This window comes from Dechloromonas sp. CZR5 (genome assembly GCF_008711155.1).
Classification (GTDB): Bacteria; Pseudomonadota; Gammaproteobacteria; order Burkholderiales; family Rhodocyclaceae; genus Azonexus.
The window spans coordinates 107,593-127,825 of the sequence record NZ_VUYQ01000004.1; the positions used below are offsets into that span (position 1 = coordinate 107,593).

General features: G+C 53.9%; 23 protein-coding genes. 19 read left to right on the forward strand and 4 right to left on the reverse strand.

Annotation, left to right across the window (positions count from 1 at the left end; translation table 11 throughout):
- Positions 1–80: 80 nt before the first annotated feature.
- Both F1002_RS12595 and F1002_RS12600 read right to left on the reverse strand, forming a co-directional pair.
- Complete coding sequence (locus F1002_RS12595) at positions 81–1,484, reverse strand: heavy metal sensor histidine kinase (RefSeq protein ID WP_150429399.1); 1,404 nt, start codon at positions 1,482–1,484, stop codon at positions 81–83.
- The gene (locus F1002_RS12600) at positions 1,481–2,158 is read right to left on the reverse strand and encodes a heavy metal response regulator transcription factor (protein ID WP_150429400.1); all 678 of its coding nucleotides are present in this window, start codon (positions 2,156–2,158) and stop codon (positions 1,481–1,483) included. Before F1002_RS12600 ends, F1002_RS12595 begins: the two co-directional genes overlap by 4 nt.
- Positions 2,159–2,328: 170 nt before the next feature.
- Between F1002_RS12600 and F1002_RS21000 the strand changes: the two genes are divergently transcribed.
- The 16 genes from F1002_RS21000 (at position 2,329) to F1002_RS12675 (ending at position 15,947) form a co-directional block, all read left to right on the forward strand.
- Positions 2,329–2,502, forward strand: coding sequence for a hypothetical protein (locus tag F1002_RS21000; RefSeq protein WP_191090392.1), 174 nt, complete (start codon positions 2,329–2,331; stop codon positions 2,500–2,502).
- Positions 2,503–2,512: 10 nt separating this feature from the next.
- Positions 2,513–2,737: a hypothetical protein gene (locus F1002_RS12605; RefSeq protein ID WP_191090393.1), complete on the forward strand. Its 225-nt coding sequence runs from the start codon at positions 2,513–2,515 to the stop codon at positions 2,735–2,737.
- A gap of 30 nt (positions 2,738–2,767) precedes the next feature.
- A complete protein-coding gene (locus F1002_RS12610) occupies positions 2,768–3,424 on the forward strand; it encodes a cytochrome c (protein WP_150429401.1) in 657 nt (218 codons plus the stop codon).
- A gap of 54 nt (positions 3,425–3,478) precedes the next feature.
- A complete protein-coding gene (locus F1002_RS21255) occupies positions 3,479–3,961 on the forward strand; it encodes a DUF411 domain-containing protein (protein ID WP_223879585.1) in 483 nt (160 codons plus the stop codon).
- A gap of 24 nt (positions 3,962–3,985) precedes the next feature.
- The gene (locus tag F1002_RS12620) at positions 3,986–4,327 is read left to right on the forward strand and encodes a copper-binding protein (protein WP_150429402.1); all 342 of its coding nucleotides are present in this window, start codon (positions 3,986–3,988) and stop codon (positions 4,325–4,327) included.
- 118 nt (positions 4,328–4,445) lie between these two features.
- The gene (locus F1002_RS12625; protein WP_223879606.1) at positions 4,446–5,675 is read left to right on the forward strand and encodes a TolC family protein; all 1,230 of its coding nucleotides are present in this window, start codon (positions 4,446–4,448) and stop codon (positions 5,673–5,675) included.
- Entirely contained in the window at positions 5,672–7,318 is a 1,647-nt protein-coding gene (locus F1002_RS12630; RefSeq protein WP_150429404.1) for an efflux RND transporter periplasmic adaptor subunit, read from the forward strand. The genes F1002_RS12625 and F1002_RS12630 overlap by 4 nt, the downstream gene beginning before the upstream one ends.
- 11 nt (positions 7,319–7,329) lie before the next feature.
- Entirely contained in the window at positions 7,330–10,464 is a 3,135-nt protein-coding gene (locus F1002_RS12635; protein ID WP_150429405.1) for an efflux RND transporter permease subunit, read from the forward strand.
- Between the two features lie 111 nt (positions 10,465–10,575).
- Entirely contained in the window at positions 10,576–10,734 is a 159-nt protein-coding gene (locus tag F1002_RS12640) for a DUF2933 domain-containing protein (protein WP_223879607.1), read from the forward strand.
- On the forward strand, positions 10,727–11,125 hold the full coding sequence (locus tag F1002_RS12645; protein ID WP_150429407.1) for a c-type cytochrome: 399 nt from the start codon (positions 10,727–10,729) through the stop codon (positions 11,123–11,125). The genes F1002_RS12640 and F1002_RS12645 overlap by 8 nt, the downstream gene beginning before the upstream one ends.
- A gap of 982 nt (positions 11,126–12,107) precedes the next feature.
- Positions 12,108–12,455, forward strand: coding sequence for a hypothetical protein (locus F1002_RS12650; RefSeq protein ID WP_150429408.1), 348 nt, complete (start codon positions 12,108–12,110; stop codon positions 12,453–12,455).
- A 637-nt stretch (positions 12,456–13,092) separates the two neighbouring features.
- Positions 13,093–13,380 carry a hypothetical protein gene (locus tag F1002_RS12655; protein WP_150429409.1) on the forward strand — a complete coding sequence of 96 codons (288 nt, stop codon included), beginning with the start codon at positions 13,093–13,095 and terminating at the stop codon, positions 13,378–13,380.
- Positions 13,381–13,513: 133 nt separating this feature from the next.
- Positions 13,514–13,756, forward strand: coding sequence for a hypothetical protein (locus tag F1002_RS12660; protein WP_150429410.1), 243 nt, complete (start codon positions 13,514–13,516; stop codon positions 13,754–13,756).
- Between the two features lie 47 nt (positions 13,757–13,803).
- Positions 13,804–14,046 carry a hypothetical protein gene (locus tag F1002_RS12665; protein ID WP_150429411.1) on the forward strand — a complete coding sequence of 81 codons (243 nt, stop codon included), beginning with the start codon at positions 13,804–13,806 and terminating at the stop codon, positions 14,044–14,046.
- Between the two features lie 3 nt (positions 14,047–14,049).
- The gene (gene flgB, locus F1002_RS21260) at positions 14,050–14,652 is read left to right on the forward strand and encodes a flagellar basal body rod protein FlgB (RefSeq protein ID WP_223879586.1); all 603 of its coding nucleotides are present in this window, start codon (positions 14,050–14,052) and stop codon (positions 14,650–14,652) included.
- The gene (locus F1002_RS12675) at positions 14,649–15,947 is read left to right on the forward strand and encodes an HD-GYP domain-containing protein (RefSeq protein WP_150429412.1); all 1,299 of its coding nucleotides are present in this window, start codon (positions 14,649–14,651) and stop codon (positions 15,945–15,947) included. Before flgB ends, F1002_RS12675 begins: the two co-directional genes overlap by 4 nt.
- Positions 15,948–15,967: 20 nt before the next feature.
- Here F1002_RS12675 and copK read toward each other — a convergent pair whose 3' ends face one another.
- Both copK and F1002_RS12685 read right to left on the reverse strand, forming a co-directional pair.
- Positions 15,968–16,255, reverse strand: coding sequence for a periplasmic Cu(I)/Cu(II)-binding protein CopK (gene copK / locus F1002_RS12680; protein WP_150429413.1), 288 nt, complete (start codon positions 16,253–16,255; stop codon positions 15,968–15,970).
- Positions 16,256–16,362: 107 nt separating this feature from the next.
- A complete protein-coding gene (locus F1002_RS12685) occupies positions 16,363–16,755 on the reverse strand; it encodes a CzcE family metal-binding protein (RefSeq protein WP_150429414.1) in 393 nt (130 codons plus the stop codon).
- A 470-nt stretch (positions 16,756–17,225) separates the two neighbouring features.
- Here F1002_RS12685 and F1002_RS12690 point away from each other — a divergent pair, with 470 nt between their 5' ends.
- Genes F1002_RS12690 through F1002_RS12700 form a run of 3 tightly spaced genes read left to right on the forward strand, consistent with a single transcriptional unit; the run spans position 17,226 to position 19,978 of the window.
- On the forward strand, positions 17,226–17,855 hold the full coding sequence (locus F1002_RS12690; RefSeq protein ID WP_150429415.1) for a hypothetical protein: 630 nt from the start codon (positions 17,226–17,228) through the stop codon (positions 17,853–17,855).
- Position 17,856: 1 nt separating this feature from the next.
- A complete protein-coding gene (locus F1002_RS12695) occupies positions 17,857–18,963 on the forward strand; it encodes a hypothetical protein (protein WP_150429416.1) in 1,107 nt (368 codons plus the stop codon).
- Positions 18,964–19,012: 49 nt separating this feature from the next.
- Entirely contained in the window at positions 19,013–19,978 is a 966-nt protein-coding gene (locus tag F1002_RS12700; protein WP_150429417.1) for a hypothetical protein, read from the forward strand.
- Positions 19,979–20,233 lie beyond the last annotated feature (255 nt).

Below are 20,233 nucleotides of genomic sequence, written 5' to 3' on the forward strand. Positions count from 1 at the left end.
CTCACCACAAGGATTGGGCGTGACCGCAGGAAAAAGCGGGGAGAAAAATAAGATGGTTGGGGATGCAGTTGCTCCGCGTATCAATTGGTCTTACTTCCATTGGGCAACCACAGTGTAAAGCAAGTTATGCCGTCGGCGGATTGCACGGATATGTTCCCGTCATGAGCCAGCACAATTGAGCGTGTAATTGCCAGCCCTAGTCCTGAGTTTTCTGTTGTCCGGTGGCGCGAACTATCGGCACGATAAAAGCGATCGAACAGGCGTGGTAGATGTTCGGCGGAAATTGTGCTTCCCGTGTTTTCGACAGTGAGCGTGGTGTTTCCCTCTGCCCCTCGGGCTATACGGGTAGTGATTGTTCCTCCGTTGGGCGTATGGCGTATCGCATTGGACAGGAGGTTACTGATTGCGCGCCTTAGCATTAAACGATCGCCGGAAACTTCGCCTCGTCCTGAGAGGGATAGCGCAATGGCTTTCTCGTCAGCGAGAATTTCGTAATACTCTAAGAGATCAGCGACTTCATCGGCTAGTTCGATGCGCTCCTGGTGAGGAATGATCTGCTGGTTGTCGGCCTTGGCGAGGAAGAGCATGTCGGCAATCATCCTCGATAGCCGTTCAAACTCCTCAGCATTGGACGCTAGGATTTCGCGATAGTTATCCGCTGTACGCGCCCTTGATAGCGTGACTTGGGTTTGCGTCAACAGGTTACTCACCGGAGTTCGCAGTTCATGGGCCAAGTCCGATGAAAAGTCCGACAGGCGCAGAAATGAATCCTCCAGACGAGACAGCATGTCATTCAGGGTTTCAGCAAGATCGGCCAGTTCAAGCGGAATTGCGTCAGCTGGCAGGCGGGTGTACAAGCGATTTGCGGTGATTTCTGAGGCTTGGCGTTTGATCGCTTGGAGCGGCGAAAGGCCGCGTCGCACAACGAACCAGCCGAGCATGCCCATGGCCATAGTCGCCAATGCAATAAACGACCATAGCGTTTGTCTGAAGGAGGACATGAAATGTTCGTGAATATCCATTTCGGTGGCTATGCCCACCGTGACTGGCTGTCCTAAACCGCCTGCCATAATCAAGCTGACAATCCCGCGCATCGGCATTCCATCGCTGGTCGTCCATTTGAGCGGTCGGCTGTCTCCGGAAGCTGGCCCTTTCAGCAGCCCCGCTGGCAGAGCTTTTTTTTCATTGGCATAGATGGGCTTCCCATCCAGAGCATGGATCGATACCACCAGCCCATGATGCCCGGTTAACGCATTGTCCAGCTGTAGCTTCAGGCTTGTACTCGATAGGACCTCTGGTGACTGGCCAAGAATATGGCGGACCAACTCCATTTTTCCTGTCAGCACCTCCATGTCCTGCTCCTCGAAGTGCTGTTCCACCGAATTGCCAATGAGCAAGCCCAATAGGAAGAGAACAAGTGCTGCAGTCAATGCAAACAGTAAGGTCAGTCGAAAGGTAAGCGATGGACCGCGGCGGGATGTCACTCGTTGATCTCCAGGACGTAGCCCATCCCTCGAACCGTTTTGATTAGCTTGAGTTCGAAGTCTTCGTCCACCTTCAGCCGCAAGCGTTTAATGGCAACCTCAATCACGTTGGTGTCGCTATCAAAATTCATATCCCAAACCTGCGAGGCAATTAACGAACGTGGCAAAACCTCGCCTTGGCGCCGCAATAGCAGTTCAAGTAAAGCAAATTCTTTGGCAGTAAGGTCAATCCGTTTCCCCGAGCGCACCACGCGGCGCCGTAGCAGGTCGAGTTCAAGGTCAGCAGCTCGCAAGACTTCCGCTTCCTTTGTTTTGTTTCCTCGTCGTAGCAGGGAGCGGACCCGAGCCAGCAATTCGGAGAAGGCGAAAGGCTTCACCAGATAATCGTCGGCACCGAGTTCCAGTCCCTTGACCCGATCTTCCACCTGATCGCGAGCGGTCAAAAATAGTACTGGCATGTCCTTCCCGGCCCGGCGGATTCCCTGCAAAACCTGCCAGCCGTCTATACCTGGCAGCATTACATCGAGTACCGCCAAGTCGTAGGCTTCGGTTAGCGCAAGATGGAGGCCGTCCAAGCCGTTGGCGGCCAAGTCGACCACGAACCCAGCCTCAAGCAGGCCTTGTTTCAAATAGCTGCCCGTCTTAAGTTCATCTTCGACAACCAGAACTTTCATCGCTCTCTCCAACAACGTTTTTTTATTGGTGGAGAATTCTCTATCGGTTTTAGCACCGAATTTCCAAGATTACGCAAATGTAATCCATAAGTCAGTCGATTGTTGGTTTCGTAAAAGCAAGATGTCGACCATTGGAGCATCAGACTCCACGTTTACTCAATGGAGATGTCATGAAACAACTGGCGCTGAGCCTGGCCATCGCTGCCGGGCCGGTGTGGGCGGAAAATCCACACTCACCCGAGTTGGCTATCGCCAAGACATACAAATCGGCATTTGCCGATTATCGCTTCATCCAGGATGAGACAGTTTTGGACTGGCGGCCAAGGGTCGTACGGCGCGCTTGAGATGGGTGGCATGTTCTCTGTCCTCAAGGTCCGTCGCGATCAGAAAGCAGGCGATTACAAGGATCCCGGCTGGTACAAGCAGCCCAAGGGAATGCAGGCCTATGAATGGCAAGGACAGGTTGGCGATATTGCCCGTTCAAATCACGCTGGATCTGGTGCGATGCCCGCACGCGGGCGTGTCGTTGAACAGGAAATGCAGGTCCGAAAACCAGTCAGTGGGCATGGACAGCACTGAAAACCACAATCATACCCACGGAGATAAATCATGAATAAATTCATAGTCGGCGCCATGGTTGCACTGGGCATCGGCGCCGCCACCGGCGGCATCGTTGTCGCCTCGGGTGTCGTCAATGTGGCGGCAAACGAACCGCACAGTTCTTTCATCTACCAGACTTTGGCCTTCGCTCGCGAACGATCGATTGCCAGCCGGCTATCCGATATCAATGTTCCGGAGAATTTCACAGACACCGAGCGAGTGCGCCGTGGCGCCGGAAACTATGCGGCGATGTGCGTGGACTGCCACTTGGCTCCGGAAATGGCCGATTCAGAAATCCGTAAAGGTCTGTATCCGACGCCGCCAAATCTGTCTGCCAAATCCGAGTTGTCTCCCGCACCGCGCAATGCAGCCCGCGACTTCTGGATCATAAAGAACGGCATCAAGGCCTCAGGCATGCCAGCCTGGTCGTCGGGCGGAATGGAGGATGCAGCAATCTGGGATCTGGTTGCTTTCCTGCAAAAAATGCCGCTCATGGCGAAAGCGGATTATGAGCAACTGGTTGCTGCCAGTGATGGCCATTTCCATGGCGGCATGGCGGAGCACGATCATGCTGGAGGCCATGAGAGTCGTCACACTGAGCCGGAGGCTTTGCAGTCTGTAGCGAAGAATGCAAAGGGTCACGACCACAGTACCCATAAGCATTAAGCGGATTTCACAGATTACGAAAATGTAATTTGTGGGTCAGCTATTTGTTGGTCAGTGACCAACATACTGCACTCACATTACGCCAACGGAGCCAACGCCATAAACCGATTATTCCTTCCTTTTGCAACGCTAGCCCTTCTGGGGGTGAGTTCTGCTGCTGTATCGGCGGCTGAGGTGATCGATGTCTACAGAAGCCCAAGTTGCGGCTGCTGCGGCAACTGGATCGACTACATGAAAAATGCCAGCTTCGAAGTTCGCACGCATGTCGTCATGGATGTTCCACAAGCCCGCAAGCATCAGGGTATGCCCGACCACTTCGGTTCCTGCCATACCGCCAAGGTGGGCGGCTATGCCGTTGAGGGGCATGTTCCGGCGGCCGATGTTCAACGCCTGCTCAAGGAAAAACCCAAGGCAATCGGCATTGCGGTTCCATCGATGCCGCCTGGATCGCCCGGCATGGAGAGCGCAAAACCGGTTCCCTATCGCACGCTGCTGGTTCTGGCCGCCGGTGAGAGCACCATTTTTGCCAAACACTGATTCAACACCGACAGGAGAAACCTCATGGACAACAAATTCATCGCCGCAGCATTGATCGCTTTCGCCTCGCAGCTTGGGCTACCTGCCTACGCTTCCGGCGACCATGCCGGGCACGGTATAGCTCAGGGCGGTGCGGCGGAAAAGCAGATGATCGACGGTCAGGTAAAGAAAATCGACAAGGCGACCGGCAAGATCACGCTCTCCCATGGCCCGCTCACCAATCTAAATATGCCAGCCATGACGATGGTCTTCAAGGTCAGTAATGCCGCCTGGCTCGAGCAACTGAAGTCCGGGGACAAGATCCGTTTCATGGCCGACACCGTCAATGGCGCGCTCACCCTCGTTCATTTCGAAGCGGCTAAATAACAACAAATATTGAACGGTACCGGATCGCATGGCGACTGGCGCTGTTAGTTGACATGGTGTATCAAAGGGAGGTCGCATGCGTCGGTTTCGACATTTAACCATCATTACGTTGCTCGGCATGATCGGCTTCGGAGCGCCGACTCTGGCCCAGGAAGTTGCGCCCGGCGCCAACATCGATAGCCTGCTGGCCTACGCCAAGTCACGCAATCCGGAGTTTGCCGCCATGCAGGCGGAAGCAGATGCATCGGCGGAGCGTGTGGTCCCTGCCGGTGCTTTGCCCGATCCCAAGCTCAGGACCGAGTTGCGCGATATCACCCGCTTCGGGGAACAAAGCGCAACGCTCGAGCCGAGCCGTGTTGGCAGCACACGCTATCTACTAATGCAGGATATTCCCTGGTACGGCAAGCGCGATCTCAAGCGCGAGATTGCCGAATTGGAGGCGGATGGCGCCAAGGGCCGGGCGTTGGGTGTTTGGGCAGATATTGCCGGGCGCATCAAGGTCAATTTCTCCCAACTCTATTACCTCCGTGAGAATGAGCGTCTGACCCGGGAAATTCTCGATCTGATGAGACGCCTGGAGAAAGTTGCCCAAGTTCGCTACGCTGGCGGCCTGGCAGCCCAGCAAGATGTTATTCGCGCCCAGGTCGAGCAGACCAACATGCGCAATGAGTTGATTGCCCTCGAATCCGAGCAGCAGTATCAGCGTGCGCGCCTGAACGCCTTATTGTCGCGTCCGACTACTGCCCAACTGGCCGAACCGAGCCAGTTACGCAAACTTCCGGCACCGGCCATGCTCGATTTCACCAAGCTTGAAGAGCGGGTTCGAGCCAAAAATCCACAGCTCTTCGCCGACGAATCGAAAATCAAGGCCGCCGAGAAAACCCGCGACCTGACCTACAAGAATCGCTATCCGGATTTCACGCTGGGCGTGTCGCCCATTCAGTATCAGAGTGCTGTCAAGGAATGGGAATTGATGCTCGAACTGAATATCCCGTTGCAGCAGGCATCGCGTCGCGCTCAGGAGCGGGAATCGGAATCGATGCTTATTGCCGCCCGAGCCCGTAAGGAACTCACTGTTAACCAAGTGACCGCTTTGTTGGCGGAAAGCCTGGCTGGCCTTGAGGCGGCTCGCCGTACTGAAAATCTACTGGCGGGCAGTCTGATTCCGCAATCGGAACTGACTTTCCAGGCGGCTCTGGCCGGTTATGAGACGGGAAAGGTGGACTTCGCTACCTTGCTCGATGCACAGCGACAAATCCGTCAGGCCAAACAAAATCAATTCAAGGCACAGGTCGACGCTCAGGTGCGACTGGCCGAGATCGAACGATTGTTAGGGGAAGAACTATGAACAAGGGTGCAGGACTGAGCATCGGGGTACTGGCGCTTGCCATCGCAGGAGGCGGGGGGTACTGGCTGGGAGGCAGCAAAAGCGCGATGCTCGAGGCTTCCGGTACGCACGCAACGGTTACCGCCGGAGAGCCGACGAAGAAAGAACGCAAGCTGCTCTACTACCGCAATCCGATGGGCTTGCCCGATACCTCGCCGGTACCCAAGAAAGACCCGATGGGGATGGACTATATCCCGGTCTACGAAGACGAACAGGACGACGAACCGGCTGCTGCCAACCAGATCAAGATCAGTGTCGAGAAAGTGCAGAAGCTCGGGGTGCGTACTGAGGCCGCCCAATTGCGCGCCCTCGACAAAATTGTGCGAGCCGCGGGTCGGGTTGAACCAGACGAGCGCCGCATCTTTGCAATTTCCCCCAAATTCGAAGGCTATGTCGAACGCTTGCATGTCAATGTTACCGGTCAGCCGGTGGGCAAGGGACAGCCGCTGTTCGAGGTCTATAGCCCGGAACTGGTTTCGGCACAGCGTGAATACGCAATTGCCGCCCAAGGGCTCGAGTCCCTCAAAGGAGCTGGTGGTTCCGCCCAGGATGGCATGAAGCAACTGGCCGATTCCAGTTTGCTGCGCCTCAAGAATTGGGATATTTCGGACGAGCAGGTCAAGGCGCTGGCCAAGTCGGGCGAGGCCCGCCGCACACTGACCTTCCGTTCTCCGGTATCCGGCATTGTCACCGAGAAGAAGGCACTGCAGGGTATGCGCTTCCAGCCGGGTGAAGCCCTTTATCAGATAGCAGATCTGTCTGCCGTCTGGGTTGTTGCCGAGGTATTCGAGCAGGATATTGGTCAAGTCAAAACGGGGGCTAAGGCCAAGATTCGTATCAATGCCTACCCGGACAAGATTTTTGAAGGCACGATTACCTATGTGTATCCGACCCTTAGGGCGGAAACGCGGACGGTACCGGTGCGCGTCGAGTTGCCGAACCCAGGTCAGCTACTGAAGCCGGCCATGTTCGCCCAGGTCGAACTGCCGGTGGGCGCCAAGGGTGAGGTGGTGACCGTGCCGACCTCGGCCGTCATCGACAGCGGCACCCGCCGTATCGTGCTGGTTCAGGCCAAGGAAGGGCGATTCGAGCCGCGTGAGGTCAAGATCGGGCAGCGTGGCGACAACTACGTCGAGGTGCTGGAAGGAATCAGGAATGGCGAGCCGGTGGTGGTTGCCGCCAACTTCCTGATCGATGCAGAAAGCAATCTGAAGGCTGCGGTCGGTGGTTTTGGCCATGCCAGCCATGGTGGCGGCGCACCCAAACAAGATACTGCCGCAGCAGTGCCGACAGGAGAACATGCCGGACATAAGGAGGTCAAGCCGGCTGCTGTCGGCCACAAGGCGGAGGGTACGGTTGAAGCGTTTGATCCGAAAGCTGGATTGGTTACGCTCAATCATGGCCCGGTAGCCAGTCTCAAGTGGCCAGGCATGACCATGGAGTTCGTCGTGGCGACGCCAGCCCTGATGAGCGGACTCAAGCCCGGCATGTTGGTTTCCTTTGAGTTCGTCGAGCGCAAGCCCGGTGAATGGGTGGTTACTGCCATCAAGCCCGTTGTCTCTGCTGCCCCGCGTGCGGCAGCCAATTCCCATGCCGGTCACTGACGGGGAATAGCATGCTCGCAAAAATTATTGAATGGTCGGGTCGCAACCGCTTCCTCGTCCTGCTCGCTACGTTGTTCGTCATTGTCGGCGGTGTCGTCGCAGTCATGAAGACGCCGCTCGACGCACTGCCCGACCTCTCCGATGTCCAAGTCATCGTCTATACCGAATACCCTGGCCAGGCACCGCAGGTCGTTGAAGATCAGGTTACCTACCCGTTGACCACCGCCATGCTGTCGGTGCCGAAATCGAAGGTCGTGCGCGGTTTCTCCTTCTTTGGCGCCTCCTTCGTCTACGTCATTTTCGAGGACGGTACCGATATTTACTGGGCGCGTTCGCGGGTGCTCGAGTATCTCAATTTCGCCGCCGGCCGCATGCCCAAGGGCGTCACGCCGCAGATCGGTCCCGATGCCACCGGTGTCGGCTGGGTCTATCAATATGCCGTGCTGGCCAAGGACAAGACGCTGGCCGAACTGCGCACGCTGCAAGACTGGTATCTGCGCTACCAACTGACCAAGGCGCACGGCGTCGCCGAAGTGGCTTCGATCGGTGGTTTCGTGCAGACCTATCAGGTCACCGTCAACCCGGTGAAGATGCGGGCCTACGGTATTCCGCTGGCCGCCGTTTCCAAAGTGATCCGTGAGTCGAACCGTGACGTTGGTGGTCGTGTCGTCGAAATGGCTGAAACCGAATACATGGTGCGCGGCAAGGGCTATTTGCGTGGCACGGCCGATATCGAGAATCTTGTGGTCAAGGCGCAAGGTGGTACGCCGGTTCTGATCCGCGACATCGCCCGCGTCGAACTGGCTCCGGACGAGCGGCGTGGCTTGACCGAGTTGAACGGCGAAGGCGAAGTCGTCTCCGGCATTGCCATGGCCCGCTATGGCCAGAATGCGCTGGAAGTCATTCATAACCTCAAGGAAAAAATTGGCGAAATATCGGCAGGCCTACCGGAGGGTGTCACTATCGAGACGGTGTACGACCGCTCGGAACTGATCCATCGTGCCATCGATACGCTGAAGCGCACGCTGCTCGAGGAAAGTCTAATCGTCGCGCTGGTCTGTATTGTTTTCCTGCTGCATTTCCGCAGTGCGCTGGTTGCCATCCTGATGCTCCCGGTCGGCGTCCTCATTGCCTTCATTTCAATGCGCTTGCTTGGTATGAACTCGAACCTGATGAGCCTGGGCGGCATCGCCATCGCCATCGGCGCGATGATCGATGCGGCGATCGTGATGATCGAAAATGCCCACAAACATATCGAGCGACTTCCGGAAGAGCACGGTCACGCGGAACGTATCGAGGCAATGATTGCCGCGTGCAAGGAAGTTGGCCCGGCACTGTTCTTTTCGCTCCTCATCATCACTGTCTCCTTCCTGCCTGTGTTCACGCTGGAAGCCCAGGAAGGCCGCTTGTTTGCGCCGTTGGCCTTTACAAAAACCTTTTCCATGGCTGGTGCTGCCTTGTTGTCGGTCACATTGGTACCGGTGCTGATGATGCTCTTCATACGCGGCAAGATCATGCCTGAGGCAAAGAACCCGGTGAATCGTGCGCTGATCTGGGCTTATCGGCCGATCATCGCCTGGGTGATGCGCTGGAAGAAAACGACCATCTTGACTGCCTTGATCGCGTTGGCTGTATCGATCTACCCCGCCAGTAAGCTGGGCTCGGAATTCATGCCGACCCTGAACGAAGGTACGCTGTTCTACATGCCGGCTTCGCTGCCCGGCATGTCGATCACCAAGGCCGCCGAGCTGCTGCAGACCCAGAACAAGATTATCAAGAGCTTCCCGGAAGTGGCCTCGGTTTACGGTAAAGCCGGGCGCGCCAATACGGCCACTGACCCAGCGCCGACCGAGATGTTCGAGACGGTGATCAACTTGAAACCAGAGTCCGAGTGGCGTCCCGGAATGACCACCGACAAGCTGATTGCCGAGATGGACAAAGCCTTGCAGTTCCCCGGTGTATCGAACGCCTGGACGATGCCGATCAAGGCACGTATCGACATGCTGTCCACTGGCATCCGCACGCCGATCGGCATCAAGGTTTTCGGTAAAGACCTGGGTGAGATGGAAAAACTGGCTCGGGAGATTGAGACTGTAGTCAAAACTGTGCCGGGAACGACTTCTGCTTTTGCCGAGCGCATCACCGGTGGTTTTTACCTCAATATCGAGCCGGACCGCGCCCAGTTGGCCCGTTACGGCCTGGCCGTCGGCGACGTGCAGGAGGTTATCGGCCAGGCCCTGGGCGGTGAGATGGTGACAACCACCGTCGAAGGCCGCGAGCGTTTCGGCGTGAACATCCGCTACCCGCGTGAACTGCGCTCCGACCCGCAGCAAATCGCCCGTGAAGTACTGGTACCGACCATGGGGGGCGCAATGATTCCGATCGGCCAGCTGGCCAAGGTTGAAGTGGCCAAGGGGACGCCCGGAATCCGTACCGAAAATGCGCTGCTCTCGGCGTATATCTTCGTGGACATCCGTGACCGGGACATCGGTGGCTATGTGGCCGATGCCAAGAGGGCGGTCGCCGAGAAGGTGAAGTTCCCGCCGGGTTACTACGCTACCTGGAGCGGCCAGTTCGAATCCATGGAGCGGGCCATCGAGAAGATGAAGATCGTCGTGCCAGTCACGTTGCTCATCATCTTCCTGTTGCTCTACCTCAACTTCAAGCGCCTCACCGAAACCATCATCGTCATGCTGTCCGTGCCGTTTGCGCTGGTCGGCGGCGTCTGGTTGATGTGGCTGCTTGGCTACAACCTGTCAGTGGCAGTCGCCGTGGGCTTTATCGCGCTAGCCGGTGTGGCAGCAGAAACCGGTGTCGTCATGCTGATCTACCTCGATCATGCGTGGGAGGAAGTGAAAGCCAAACGCCGTACCGAGGGGCAGGCGCCCAGTGTGCATGATCTCTACGATGCCATCATGGAAGGCGCTGTCGAGCGGGTTCGTCCCAAGATGATGACGGTGGTTGCCATCATGGCTGGCCTGCTGCCGATTATGTGGGGTACGGGGACCGGTTCCGAAGTAATGAGCCGTATCGCTGCCCCGATGGTTGGCGGCATGATCTCCTCGACTGTCCTGACCTTGGCTGTCATTCCGGCGATCTACGCTTTGGTCAAACAGTGGCGAATCGCCAGAAATTTGGAAAGCTGAGGTCGTACTCGTATGTTTGATTCCCTGCTTTCGGACAGTAGATTCATGTCCCCGGATACTCGCTCACACACAAGGCTTTGGTACCGTTCCCGCGTCTCAATCAGCATCGCCATGCTGGTGGTAGTTCTCCTTTTCTTCGTGATTCGTGAGCATTGGGAGCATCTTGCCGGACGCTGGATTTATTTATTGCTCCTACTTTGCCCCTTGATGCATCTATTTGGACACGGGGAGCATGGCAGGCATGGCAACTTAGGAGGTTCGAATGATTAAACACAACATCAAGGCCGGTTCTGCCGCGCTGCTTTCGCTGGTGGCAAGCTTGTCCTTCGCGCAGGGCTGGCAGGTACCGCAGCCGAGTCCAGGGCTAATGCCCAACCCGGTTCAAGGGAAATCCCTGTTTTTGCAGAACTGTGCAAGTTGTCACGGCGCCGATCTGAAAGGCGTCGATAAAGGCGACAAGAAGGGGCCTCCTCTGTTGCACAAGATTTATGAGCCGTCGCACCATGGTGATGCTGCATTTCAACTTGCAGCGAAAAATGGTGTCCGAGCCCATCACTGGCCCTATGGTGATATGGCTCCGGTTCCCTCAGTAACTCCCGATGATGTTGCACACATCACCGCCTATGTACGTGCTGAACAGCGCAAGATCGGCATTCAATGATCGTGGTTGCCGCATGCGCGCTCCAAGTTTAATTGATGAGGAATTGCCTCTTGAAATAAACGACTGCGTTGCCATTCTGGTTGCATTGACCACATCAACACATGATTGGCATCGCGAGGTGTTTCAATCCGTACTGTCCGATCTATTGCGGCAGATTCGAATCTTGCCGTCGGTGATCGATAACGTACGTTGTTTGCTGGAGAGGGAGCTCAGTGTTCCTTACTGTCCACAGTGGCGAGTATCCGAAATGGAGTATGAGCGGCGAAAGAGGCTGGTCTTTCTGTGTCTCCGGGATATCAATGGAGCTATTGATAACGCATTGAACGCCAGTTAGTTCGAGCATTCATGACTTCTTGCTGATAATTTGATAATGCGCTGGCCATCGTCTTGACAGGCAAGTGGGTTCATTCGTCCTGATGCTCGAATCAGGAGAGGAGTTCCTATGTCAATTGATACCGTCAGCCGTAGTTTCCCGGCATCATCCGCAAATTCAACTACAGCCGAGAATCGAGAGGCTTCCGCTTTAAAAAGGCTGCACTTCAAGCTGATCAAGTTGAAGTGTTAGCCAAACATCGTCAGAACGAGCAGCCTGTTTCAGAAGTTGTGATCAAGGCCAAAGGCCAACACACGGGCTATTTGCTCAACATCATCGCCTGATGCGAGGCACATTCGCTCCTCTGGGCTGCTGCAGATTGCGTGGGTTGCAGGGACCGGTTCCGGAGCAATGGGCCGTATCACCGTACCGATGGTCGGTGGCATGATTTCCTCGACTCTCCTGACCTTCGGTAATCCTGGCGGTCTATGCGCTGGTCAAGCAGTGGCGGCTTGACAGAGGAAATGAGGAACAGATGTCTGGATGTCAAAAATCGAATGTCGCGCAATCCTGACTTTTTCATGAGCGATTTGTAATCCCGTACTCATCATCGCGACAGGCAATGGAATTTAGGCTTCTATCTGACGTGGTTTTTATATGGGGCTTGATATGACAAAAAATCTCAAAATTATTTTGGGCGCTTTGGCTTTAGCTATGCTTGCCGCTTGCAGTTCAATCCCATTTAATAGTGATATTCCGGAGAGTATTGCCGGAGCATCCACTCCTGCGGAACATCAACGAATTGCTGATTATTTTGCCAAAAAGGCAGCGGATTATCGGGCTGAAGCAGCACTGCATCGAAAAATGGCTTTTTCTTACGGAAATCGAGCGAAGGGTGACTCGACACATTTGTTTGCTCATTGTAGTTCTCTTGCAAATCAATTTGAAAAGGTCGCTGCGGAAGCGCAGCAACTGGCTGCGGCACACATCGAATTGGCGAGCTCGATACCTAAATAGCAAGTTTTAGTCTATTTACTCCCCCCCCGGCGGCCACTCTCCTCCTGTGTGGTTGCCATGAAGGCCCTGCCATAACTTGGCAGGGCCTTCATCTTTAGGGGGGAGTGAGACAGGTGTTGGAGTATCGATAGGTAGGTCATTCCAGCTTTATCCTCGAATCGATGCCTCGTGATCGCGCAAGAGATTGTGCAAGTACATTTCCTCTCGCTGTTTTTTTCCTACATGCCTTCCCTGAAGACCCTGCTTTTGTGTAACTAGGGCCTTCACCCTTCAACAAGATGTTGGCGATATCTTTCCAAAAAACACCAATCGATGGGATAGCCACTCCAGGGGAAGGAAGATTGCAATTCATGTACGAATTTGTAATTCCATAGTCACCGGTTTGACAGTCAGGCAGTTTCAAGATGACCCCTACAAATCAATGGCGGGACAACTGGGAACTCAGTATTCGGAGTTGCGAGATTCGTTGCTGCCAGGACGAGTTGTATGCATTCGGATGGCAGACAGATGAAGTGACTCGATGATTGATCATTGCCCCGCTTTATCTTGAGCAGGTGCGAAGGCGGAATGTGGCTAGTTGAGCGATAGATTTGATTTGCCTACCGAGGTATCAACGTTGATTAGTAAGGAGAGCATCATGACGCCATCACTCGAACGAATCCGGAATCAATTGGGTTCGCAGTTGGATTTAACCCTTCGTATTGTTCAGATCAGCGGCAGCTACGCAGAAAAGATAGTGGCCGTGCATTTCGCGATGCTGCAAGGCTTGTTGCAGACGACATCGGTTCCGGAGGTTATTTCTACTGAGCAGCCTTGGCAATCACTGAGCGAACAAGGGAATGTTCTGTGTACTTACTGGAAAAGCTGTATGCACGAGAAGGTGGAATATCAGAATCGGCTGCTGTCCGAGTTATCCCGCGAGTAGGTTCGATCCAAGCATGTTTCCTGACATCAATGTAATTGATAAGTCACCGGTGTGACAGCGTAGGCCATCCACACTGACGCTGCCCAGGTAATTCGGAGTGAACAGATTTTCCCAAAACCCAGGAGCCATGATCATGAGAGTCTCTTCATTTATAGCGGCTTTTCTGTTTGCTGGTACTGCAATGAGCGGTACCACTTTCGCCGATGACAAGATAGCAGCCCCGAAAGCTGCCGAAGCGCAGGCCGACAAGGTAAAGCCGCATTCCCATGTACAGGAAAAGACGGGTATGCCGCAAAGCATGCCGGAGGCGAAAGTGGACAAGTCGAATCCCGCTAAAGACAAGAGCAAGCATTTCCATCCGAGAGATGGGAAGTAAACATTCGAAAGATTGGTTCTGGTAACAGGGCTTTGCTGGTTTATTCCATGGAAATCCACAAATCGGCAGAGCATGGTGATCGGTGTGTTTGCCGAACATTGGCGATGGCCGTTGGCTGCGACCCGAAGCAGTTGAGTTACAACTATTGCCTGGGTGTGCTCCAGAGGCGCTGGGTCGTGGAATGCAATCATGGTTGCTTGGCCGAATTGCCTGTGACCTACAGTGAATTGAAATGGCATGAAGTCGGCCAGATTGATCCGGTAAGAGCCATTCTGATCATGAACGAGTAATCCATGATGGCTGGTGCTCCATCAGTTCTGCCTATGGCGAACAAATCTCCGACTCTGATACAAGGTGGGCACGAAGGGCATGGTACGCCGCCAGGCAATGCCAACAATGCGGCATTTTCGGATGCACTGAATCAGGCGGCAACACAGAGAGCCGTCAATGCTGAGGCCGGACATGGTGCTTACGGTAGTCAAGAAACGGGAGCGGCCGGTCGAGGCGGCCATGCTGGTCACGATTTTCAGCAAAGGATGCTTGGGGTGCGCGCCTATCGCCAGCAGCTCCTGGCTTCGAATATCGCCAACGCCGATACCCCCGGTTACAAGGCGGTCGATATTGATATTGAAGAAGTGGCTCAAATACTCCAAGGGGCACCCGCATCGTTGTCGTTGGCTACCACCGCTTCCGGACATTTGTTGGGAGGCGCTCCGGCTCCTCCATTTCCTTTGAAATACCATGTGCCGTATCAAGCTGCAGCGGATGGCAATACAGTGGAAATGAATGTCGAGCGAGAGAAGTTTTCCGAAAATTCGTTGATGTACCAGTTCTCGCTGGACCGCGTCAGCGGACACTTCAAGCACTTCACGGAACTCTTGCAGAACCTCAAATGAATCGCTTAGCACTGCCTGATACACCGCGCCGTTTACGTCTCGTTTTGGCTCTTCGACTCGGCTTGGGCGCCTTGGTAATCGGGATTTTGGCCGGTGGCGTTGCCTATTGGGTAGCCTCCTACGAAGCCGAGTTACGGGGAAAGGCGTTGGCAATTGCCGGGGTGCGCCACTTCGAATCGCCAGCAATGCGATTGGCGGGTGTGCAGGATGCGATCGGCCATCAGGAGCTGACTCGGCTCCTGAATGAAGAATTGGTCGGTATGAGAGTTTTTGGGAACGACAGGCGTGTACTCTTTGAAACTTGGGGGGCACTCCCCGAGACAAGCTTCACTTCGCTTCGAAATGTCATACCTCTCTGGCCGACACAAGGGGAAAGTTACTCGCTGCGTCATAGGATTGGGTCTGAAGAGTTGATCCAGGTGCGGTTACCCCTGGTTGCCGAAAACGGTCGCTTGATTGGTTACGTCGAAGGGATCAGCCGAATATCGGAAAAAGATATTGAGGCAAGACGGCGGTCAATCTGGCATGTGGCATTGGCGGCAAGCCTGTCAGTGCCGGCTGCGGCAATGTTGTTGTATCCGCTCATGTTGGCAATGTTGCGACGATCCAATACTTTGTCGCAGCAACTGCTCGACGCCAACTTGTCCCTGATTCGTTCGCTGGGGAATGCAATTGCCAAGCGGGATGCCGACACCGATGCGCACAATTATCGGGTTACCCTGTTTGCGGTCGCTATTGCCGAAGCCATGAACATACCAAACGAGACTATTTCAAACTTGGTGCTGGGAGCGTTTTTGCATGATGTAGGCAAAATCGGAATTCCCGATCGAATCCTGCTCAAACCGGAGAGGCTGGATCGGGATGAGTTCAAAATTATGCAAACCCATGCAACGCTTGGCGTGGAGATCGTTGCTGGAAATCCTTGGCTAATCGGTGCCGAACAAACGATTCGTCACCACCATGAGCGGTTTGATGGCCTCGGCTACCCAGATGGACTATCCGGCGTGAATATTCCGTTGGCAGCCCGAATTTTTGCTATAGCTGACGTTTTCGATGCGCTGATTTCGGTGCGTCCTTACAAGGAAGCGAGCACTCTAGAAGAAGCGCTGTCGATCATGGGTCAGGAAAGCAATACGCATTTTGACCCGGAAGTCTTTGCAATGTTTCTCGAACTGGCACCTAGCCTGTATGAAAAAAACTGCACTTGGGAAGGTGACCGGTGGGCGGCCGAACTGAGCCTGGTGATCAAACGGTATTTCAAAACGGAAACGGCTCCTCTCGGAGCCGTACAGTGACAATGTAGTTATGATTTGACTCAGCCGCCCTGATGATTCTTATGCAGGAGACCATCGAGGCGCATAACCTCGTCCCCATGCATGATGATCTTCTGACCATCCTTGGTTTCCATCACGGTATCCTTCTTCATCCGGGTGGCACGGCCGACTTTGTCTTCCATCCCCATTTTGCCATCCTTGAAAATGTAGAGCGTCGAACCATCCTTCAGTTCGATCACCTGCTTGGCAGCAGCGCGCGCTTCATCGGACGCAAAAGCGGTGATGGAAACAGCGCTCATGATGGCAACCACCAACATTTTTTTCAGCATCTTGATCTCCTCAATAAGAGTTGTACGGCAATTCCGATGCTACCGATATGCTCCTGACAATTTGCCGACCGAGCGATGACGATTTGGTCACTCTTCTATCAGGTTGATCAGCCTCCCTGGGCGCTCGGCTCTTGGGCAACGTAGACAGTGATGCCATCCATTCCGGGGATGATTTTGGCGAGCGAGAAAGCAGCAGTACCCAGCGTATCGAAAGTCCAGGCCGTGCTGTTTCCATCGATGTTGATCTTGATGGTTTCCAGGCGCGTCACGTTTAGATATTTGCTGGAGCTCGTCAATGTGACTTCGCGATCAGCTCCCTTCGTTGCCGCATAGCCGTACGGAGCCAATTGATTGGTAGTCGGTGAGCCCTCGGATTCAACGACGTGGCTGAGCCAGTGTAGCGAGGCACCCTCGGAATAATCTTCATGAGCGTAGGCGGTAGTGGCGACCGATAGGCCGAGAGCAACGATCAGGCTGATTTTAGGCAGATTGGTTTTCATGATTCTCTCCTTGTGAAATGAGTTGATTTTTGGGGACCTATTTCGTCCAACCGTGATGTCATCTTAGGAGAGCGATACCAACAGGAAGCTGGCCTAAAAGTTACGTTTCTGTCAGAAGTTGTTTCCTAAAAGTAATCTTTCTCTATCTACGATTTGTACATTGCTTGGTGATGAGCGAACGTCTCCCTGACCTCTTAACTGTGCCAGTTTGGAACGGATATGCCTTTGGGGAGCAACGGTACAGAAATGCCTAAAAGATATCTTAGGCACAGACGGATAGTGGAAAAGTTGCCGTTTCTAGGCAAGCATTGGCTGAACTCTGAAAAGGTTCAGCAAGACGATCCATCTGAACTCCACTTCCAGATTGCGACCATGCTATATAGGTAATCCAGAAAAGCTGGCAGCGATTTTTCAATGACGATATTCTATGACCCTGAATAAGTTTCGCCTCAGAGTAAGAAGATCAAATAATGAGTACCAAGCACGAATATTCAGTAATTGGACACAGTCGAGCCATGATAGGACGTTGGCTTGGCGTGGGGGCAGGCTTACTGAGCTCGCTGATCGCATCTTTGGCAGCAGGCGCTTTTGCTTTAGCGGATGCATTGGGTCTTACCCATCAAGGTCCTGATCCCATTGTTATTCCGGTAACTGCAGCTATGTTTTATGCCTTGGGACATCTTGCATTTGACAAGTGGGCTTGGCGCAAAGCTCTCGTTCACAAAGTCATTGGTATCCCGGATTTAAACGGAAAATGGACATGCCAAGGAACCACTCTTGATCCCGAAACAGGGCAGACTACCAACCAGTGGAAATCTATTATCACCATTACCCAGTCTTGGGAAAAAATCCATGTTCACTCTGAGGCAGATGCGTCTCGCTCGAACAGCGTCGCCGCATCAATCATTAAGCAGGATGGTGTCGGATTTATATTGATGTATAGCTATCGGAATGAGCCTAAGCCAGGACAGCCGGAGCTTAAGGCCCATGTCGGCTACTGTGAATTGCATATCTCGGAAGATGTAACCACAGCGGATGGCATGTATTTCAATAGCAGCGGTCGCTTTACCCACGGAAAAATGTTGCTCATACGGAGTTGAAATGAGTAGGAAAAATTACAGCAGTCGCATTACTAAGCTTCAGGAGCGGCGCCAGGGAACCGGGCTTTATAAATTTGCAAACGAGAGCTATGACAGCGTTACTGCAGATGCCGCTGATCTCGTCGAGGCCTATGAGAAGCGCACACAATCGGAAAGTCTAAAATATGCATTGGGCGCCATGCAGGAGGTCGAGAAACGCTATACCGTGATTAGCCATGAGCAGGGGGAGCGCGTGAGTGGCCAGATATCAAGCGGGATGAAAACACGCGACAAGCAGGTGGAAGTGCACCTGCAAGGCTCACTTCCACTCAATATTCATCTGCGTCGCTACAGTGATGTCGATTTGCTCGTTTTCCCATCGTACTTCCTGCTCTATGACAGCACGGGACCAGCAGCAGGGACGTACGTACCTAGCAGCAAAAATAGCGTTGAGGTCGTAAAAGACTTGCGTAATGATTGCCATAGAATTCTGAAAACTGCGTTTCCACAAGCCGACGTGGATAACTCGGGGGCAAAATGCCTAACTGTCTCAGGTGGATCGCTTACGCGCAGTGTCGATGTGGTGCCAGCACTTTGGAATGACACCGCAACCTACCAAGGTAGTCGCAATAGAAGGGATCGTGGCGTCGAAATCCTAGATATTCAGGCAGGAAAACTTAATGGAAACTTTCCATTCCGGTATATGGAAAACATCAACGCAAAAGACAACGTAACGGATGGTGGCGCGAAAAAAGCTATTCGTCTACTCAAGACGTTGAAGTATGACGCAGATAACGAAGTACAGTTGTCTAGTTTCGATATCGCATCTTTGGTTTGGCATGCTCCTACTAGTACGCTGAAATTCCCTGGCTATTTAGAACCAGCGCTGCTTGTGTCTCTACAGACATTCTTGAACGGTTTGTGCAACGACCGAGCGCGAACTGAGTTACTGGAAGTCGCAGACGGCACCCGTAAGATCATTCGTTCCGAAAATGACTATTTGGCACTTCATGCGCTCAATGGTGAACTATCAGATCTTATCGAGTCGATTGCAGCGGAACTAAAGCCGTTTGAGGCTTACAACTTTGATAAAGCCAGGACTGTTCTGCTCAACACCATAGTCAATTGACTCACCTTGGGGGGGCTTTGGTCTTCTCCATTGCTTCAAAAGGACTGGCATGTACATTCGAAAGAAGCTACGCAGTATCGGGAACCACCTGAAGCCCTTCACCCCTAGTCAGGCCTTCTACGTTGTGCTCACCGATCTGAAGGACCGACTCGACGACGTAGCCAAGGTGGGCTTCTCCATACCGCTTGTACTTGGTGAACAACTCCTACCATCCGGTGAATTCGGTATCGCCAGCCGGCGAAACGCCGACGGCGAGGAAATCGTCCACAAGGACCAACCGCTCGAGACCCATTACCGACAGCGAGAATGGATTTGGAAGGAATTCCGCGGTCGCTACGACTACGTGGAGCGGTCGAAGATCGTTGATGTGCCGTATAAGCGGTATCCCCGCTCGTGGAAAAAACCACACGGCGTAGAGTTGCAGATACGCACGGCGCCAACAGATACACTCGTCATCGTCGCCGGCCCGTTCCGAAGTGGTGAAGTCGACGAGGAACTGCTGCTCAATACCGTCCATATGTTCGTGGAACTGTTCGGAGAGTGCCGCCTGGTAAAGGAAGATTTGGCTGAAGTGAAGCAGACACCGATCCGACGCCTGAATTGGGAGGTACTACCGCCTGGCAAGTATCCATGGGCACGTGCTGAATCGGCCGTCGACCACGTTATCCGCACCGTTTCTCTAGGAGACCAGGCCGTACTGCGCGAGCGTGTGAAGACAATTACGGCTTTCGAACCTGACTTCATCGCAGTCGGTCGCAATGGCTTCTCCCGGTACGTGGTTTATGGATGGGATCGACACGAGCTGTATGTGCTCGAGAGCACAGAGGTGAACAACGCCACTTATGTCCTTAAGAAGAACTGGGAGGCTATTTCCGCGATGACAAAGGCGCAGGTGCTAGACGATGGTGTGCACCATGCCCGGCTGGTGCATCGCGGCACTTGGTGGAAGGCCATCGGCGACCTAATGCGGACTGAAGGCATTTTGCCGCCGGGCGCGTGGCGCAAACACCCCTAAAGAGCAATCGTGGGGCCTAATTCAAGCTGAAGCTCATTTGTCGCCACGTTGATTTGCTGCGCGCAGTCATTCGCGAACCCAATAATTGATCTCCCGTAGCGCCGAGCTGTTTTCATTCAGGTGGGCGACTATTGGATTCAGAGTTTCAGTATGAGGTTGACCTTCCCCCGCAAAACTGATCTTCCCCCGCAAAACCGTAGCGGTGAAAAGTAGAGATTTCTGGCAAATTTAACGCCCATCCGGGCAGGAGATTTG

Coding starts and splice junctions, on each gene's coding strand:
- F1002_RS12665 (WP_150429411.1), top strand. CDS start 13,804: ATGGAAATCCACAAATCGGCAGAGCATGGTGATCGGTGTGTTTGCCGA.
- F1002_RS12650 (WP_150429408.1), top strand. CDS start 12,108: ATGACAAAAAATCTCAAAATTATTTTGGGCGCTTTGGCTTTAGCTATG.
- F1002_RS12695 (WP_150429416.1), top strand. CDS start 17,857: ATGAGTAGGAAAAATTACAGCAGTCGCATTACTAAGCTTCAGGAGCGG.
- F1002_RS12605 (WP_191090393.1), top strand. CDS start 2,513: ATGTTCTCTGTCCTCAAGGTCCGTCGCGATCAGAAAGCAGGCGATTAC.
- F1002_RS12630 (WP_150429404.1), top strand. CDS start 5,672: ATGAACAAGGGTGCAGGACTGAGCATCGGGGTACTGGCGCTTGCCATC.
- F1002_RS12685 (WP_150429414.1), bottom strand. CDS start 16,755: ATGAAAACCAATCTGCCTAAAATCAGCCTGATCGTTGCTCTCGGCCTA.
- F1002_RS12645 (WP_150429407.1), top strand. CDS start 10,727: ATGATTAAACACAACATCAAGGCCGGTTCTGCCGCGCTGCTTTCGCTG.
- flgB (WP_223879586.1), top strand. CDS start 14,050: ATGATGGCTGGTGCTCCATCAGTTCTGCCTATGGCGAACAAATCTCCG.
- copK (WP_150429413.1), bottom strand. CDS start 16,255: ATGCTGAAAAAAATGTTGGTGGTTGCCATCATGAGCGCTGTTTCCATC.
- F1002_RS12660 (WP_150429410.1), top strand. CDS start 13,514: ATGAGAGTCTCTTCATTTATAGCGGCTTTTCTGTTTGCTGGTACTGCA.
- F1002_RS12600 (WP_150429400.1), bottom strand. CDS start 2,158: ATGAAAGTTCTGGTTGTCGAAGATGAACTTAAGACGGGCAGCTATTTG.
- F1002_RS21000 (WP_191090392.1), top strand. CDS start 2,329: ATGAAACAACTGGCGCTGAGCCTGGCCATCGCTGCCGGGCCGGTGTGG.
- F1002_RS12640 (WP_223879607.1), top strand. CDS start 10,576: ATGCTGGTGGTAGTTCTCCTTTTCTTCGTGATTCGTGAGCATTGGGAG.
- F1002_RS12635 (WP_150429405.1), top strand. CDS start 7,330: ATGCTCGCAAAAATTATTGAATGGTCGGGTCGCAACCGCTTCCTCGTC.
- F1002_RS12675 (WP_150429412.1), top strand. CDS start 14,649: ATGAATCGCTTAGCACTGCCTGATACACCGCGCCGTTTACGTCTCGTT.
- F1002_RS12610 (WP_150429401.1), top strand. CDS start 2,768: ATGAATAAATTCATAGTCGGCGCCATGGTTGCACTGGGCATCGGCGCC.
- F1002_RS12620 (WP_150429402.1), top strand. CDS start 3,986: ATGGACAACAAATTCATCGCCGCAGCATTGATCGCTTTCGCCTCGCAG.
- F1002_RS12655 (WP_150429409.1), top strand. CDS start 13,093: ATGACGCCATCACTCGAACGAATCCGGAATCAATTGGGTTCGCAGTTG.
- F1002_RS12625 (WP_223879606.1), top strand. CDS start 4,446: ATGATCGGCTTCGGAGCGCCGACTCTGGCCCAGGAAGTTGCGCCCGGC.
- F1002_RS12690 (WP_150429415.1), top strand. CDS start 17,226: ATGAGTACCAAGCACGAATATTCAGTAATTGGACACAGTCGAGCCATG.
- F1002_RS12700 (WP_150429417.1), top strand. CDS start 19,013: ATGTACATTCGAAAGAAGCTACGCAGTATCGGGAACCACCTGAAGCCC.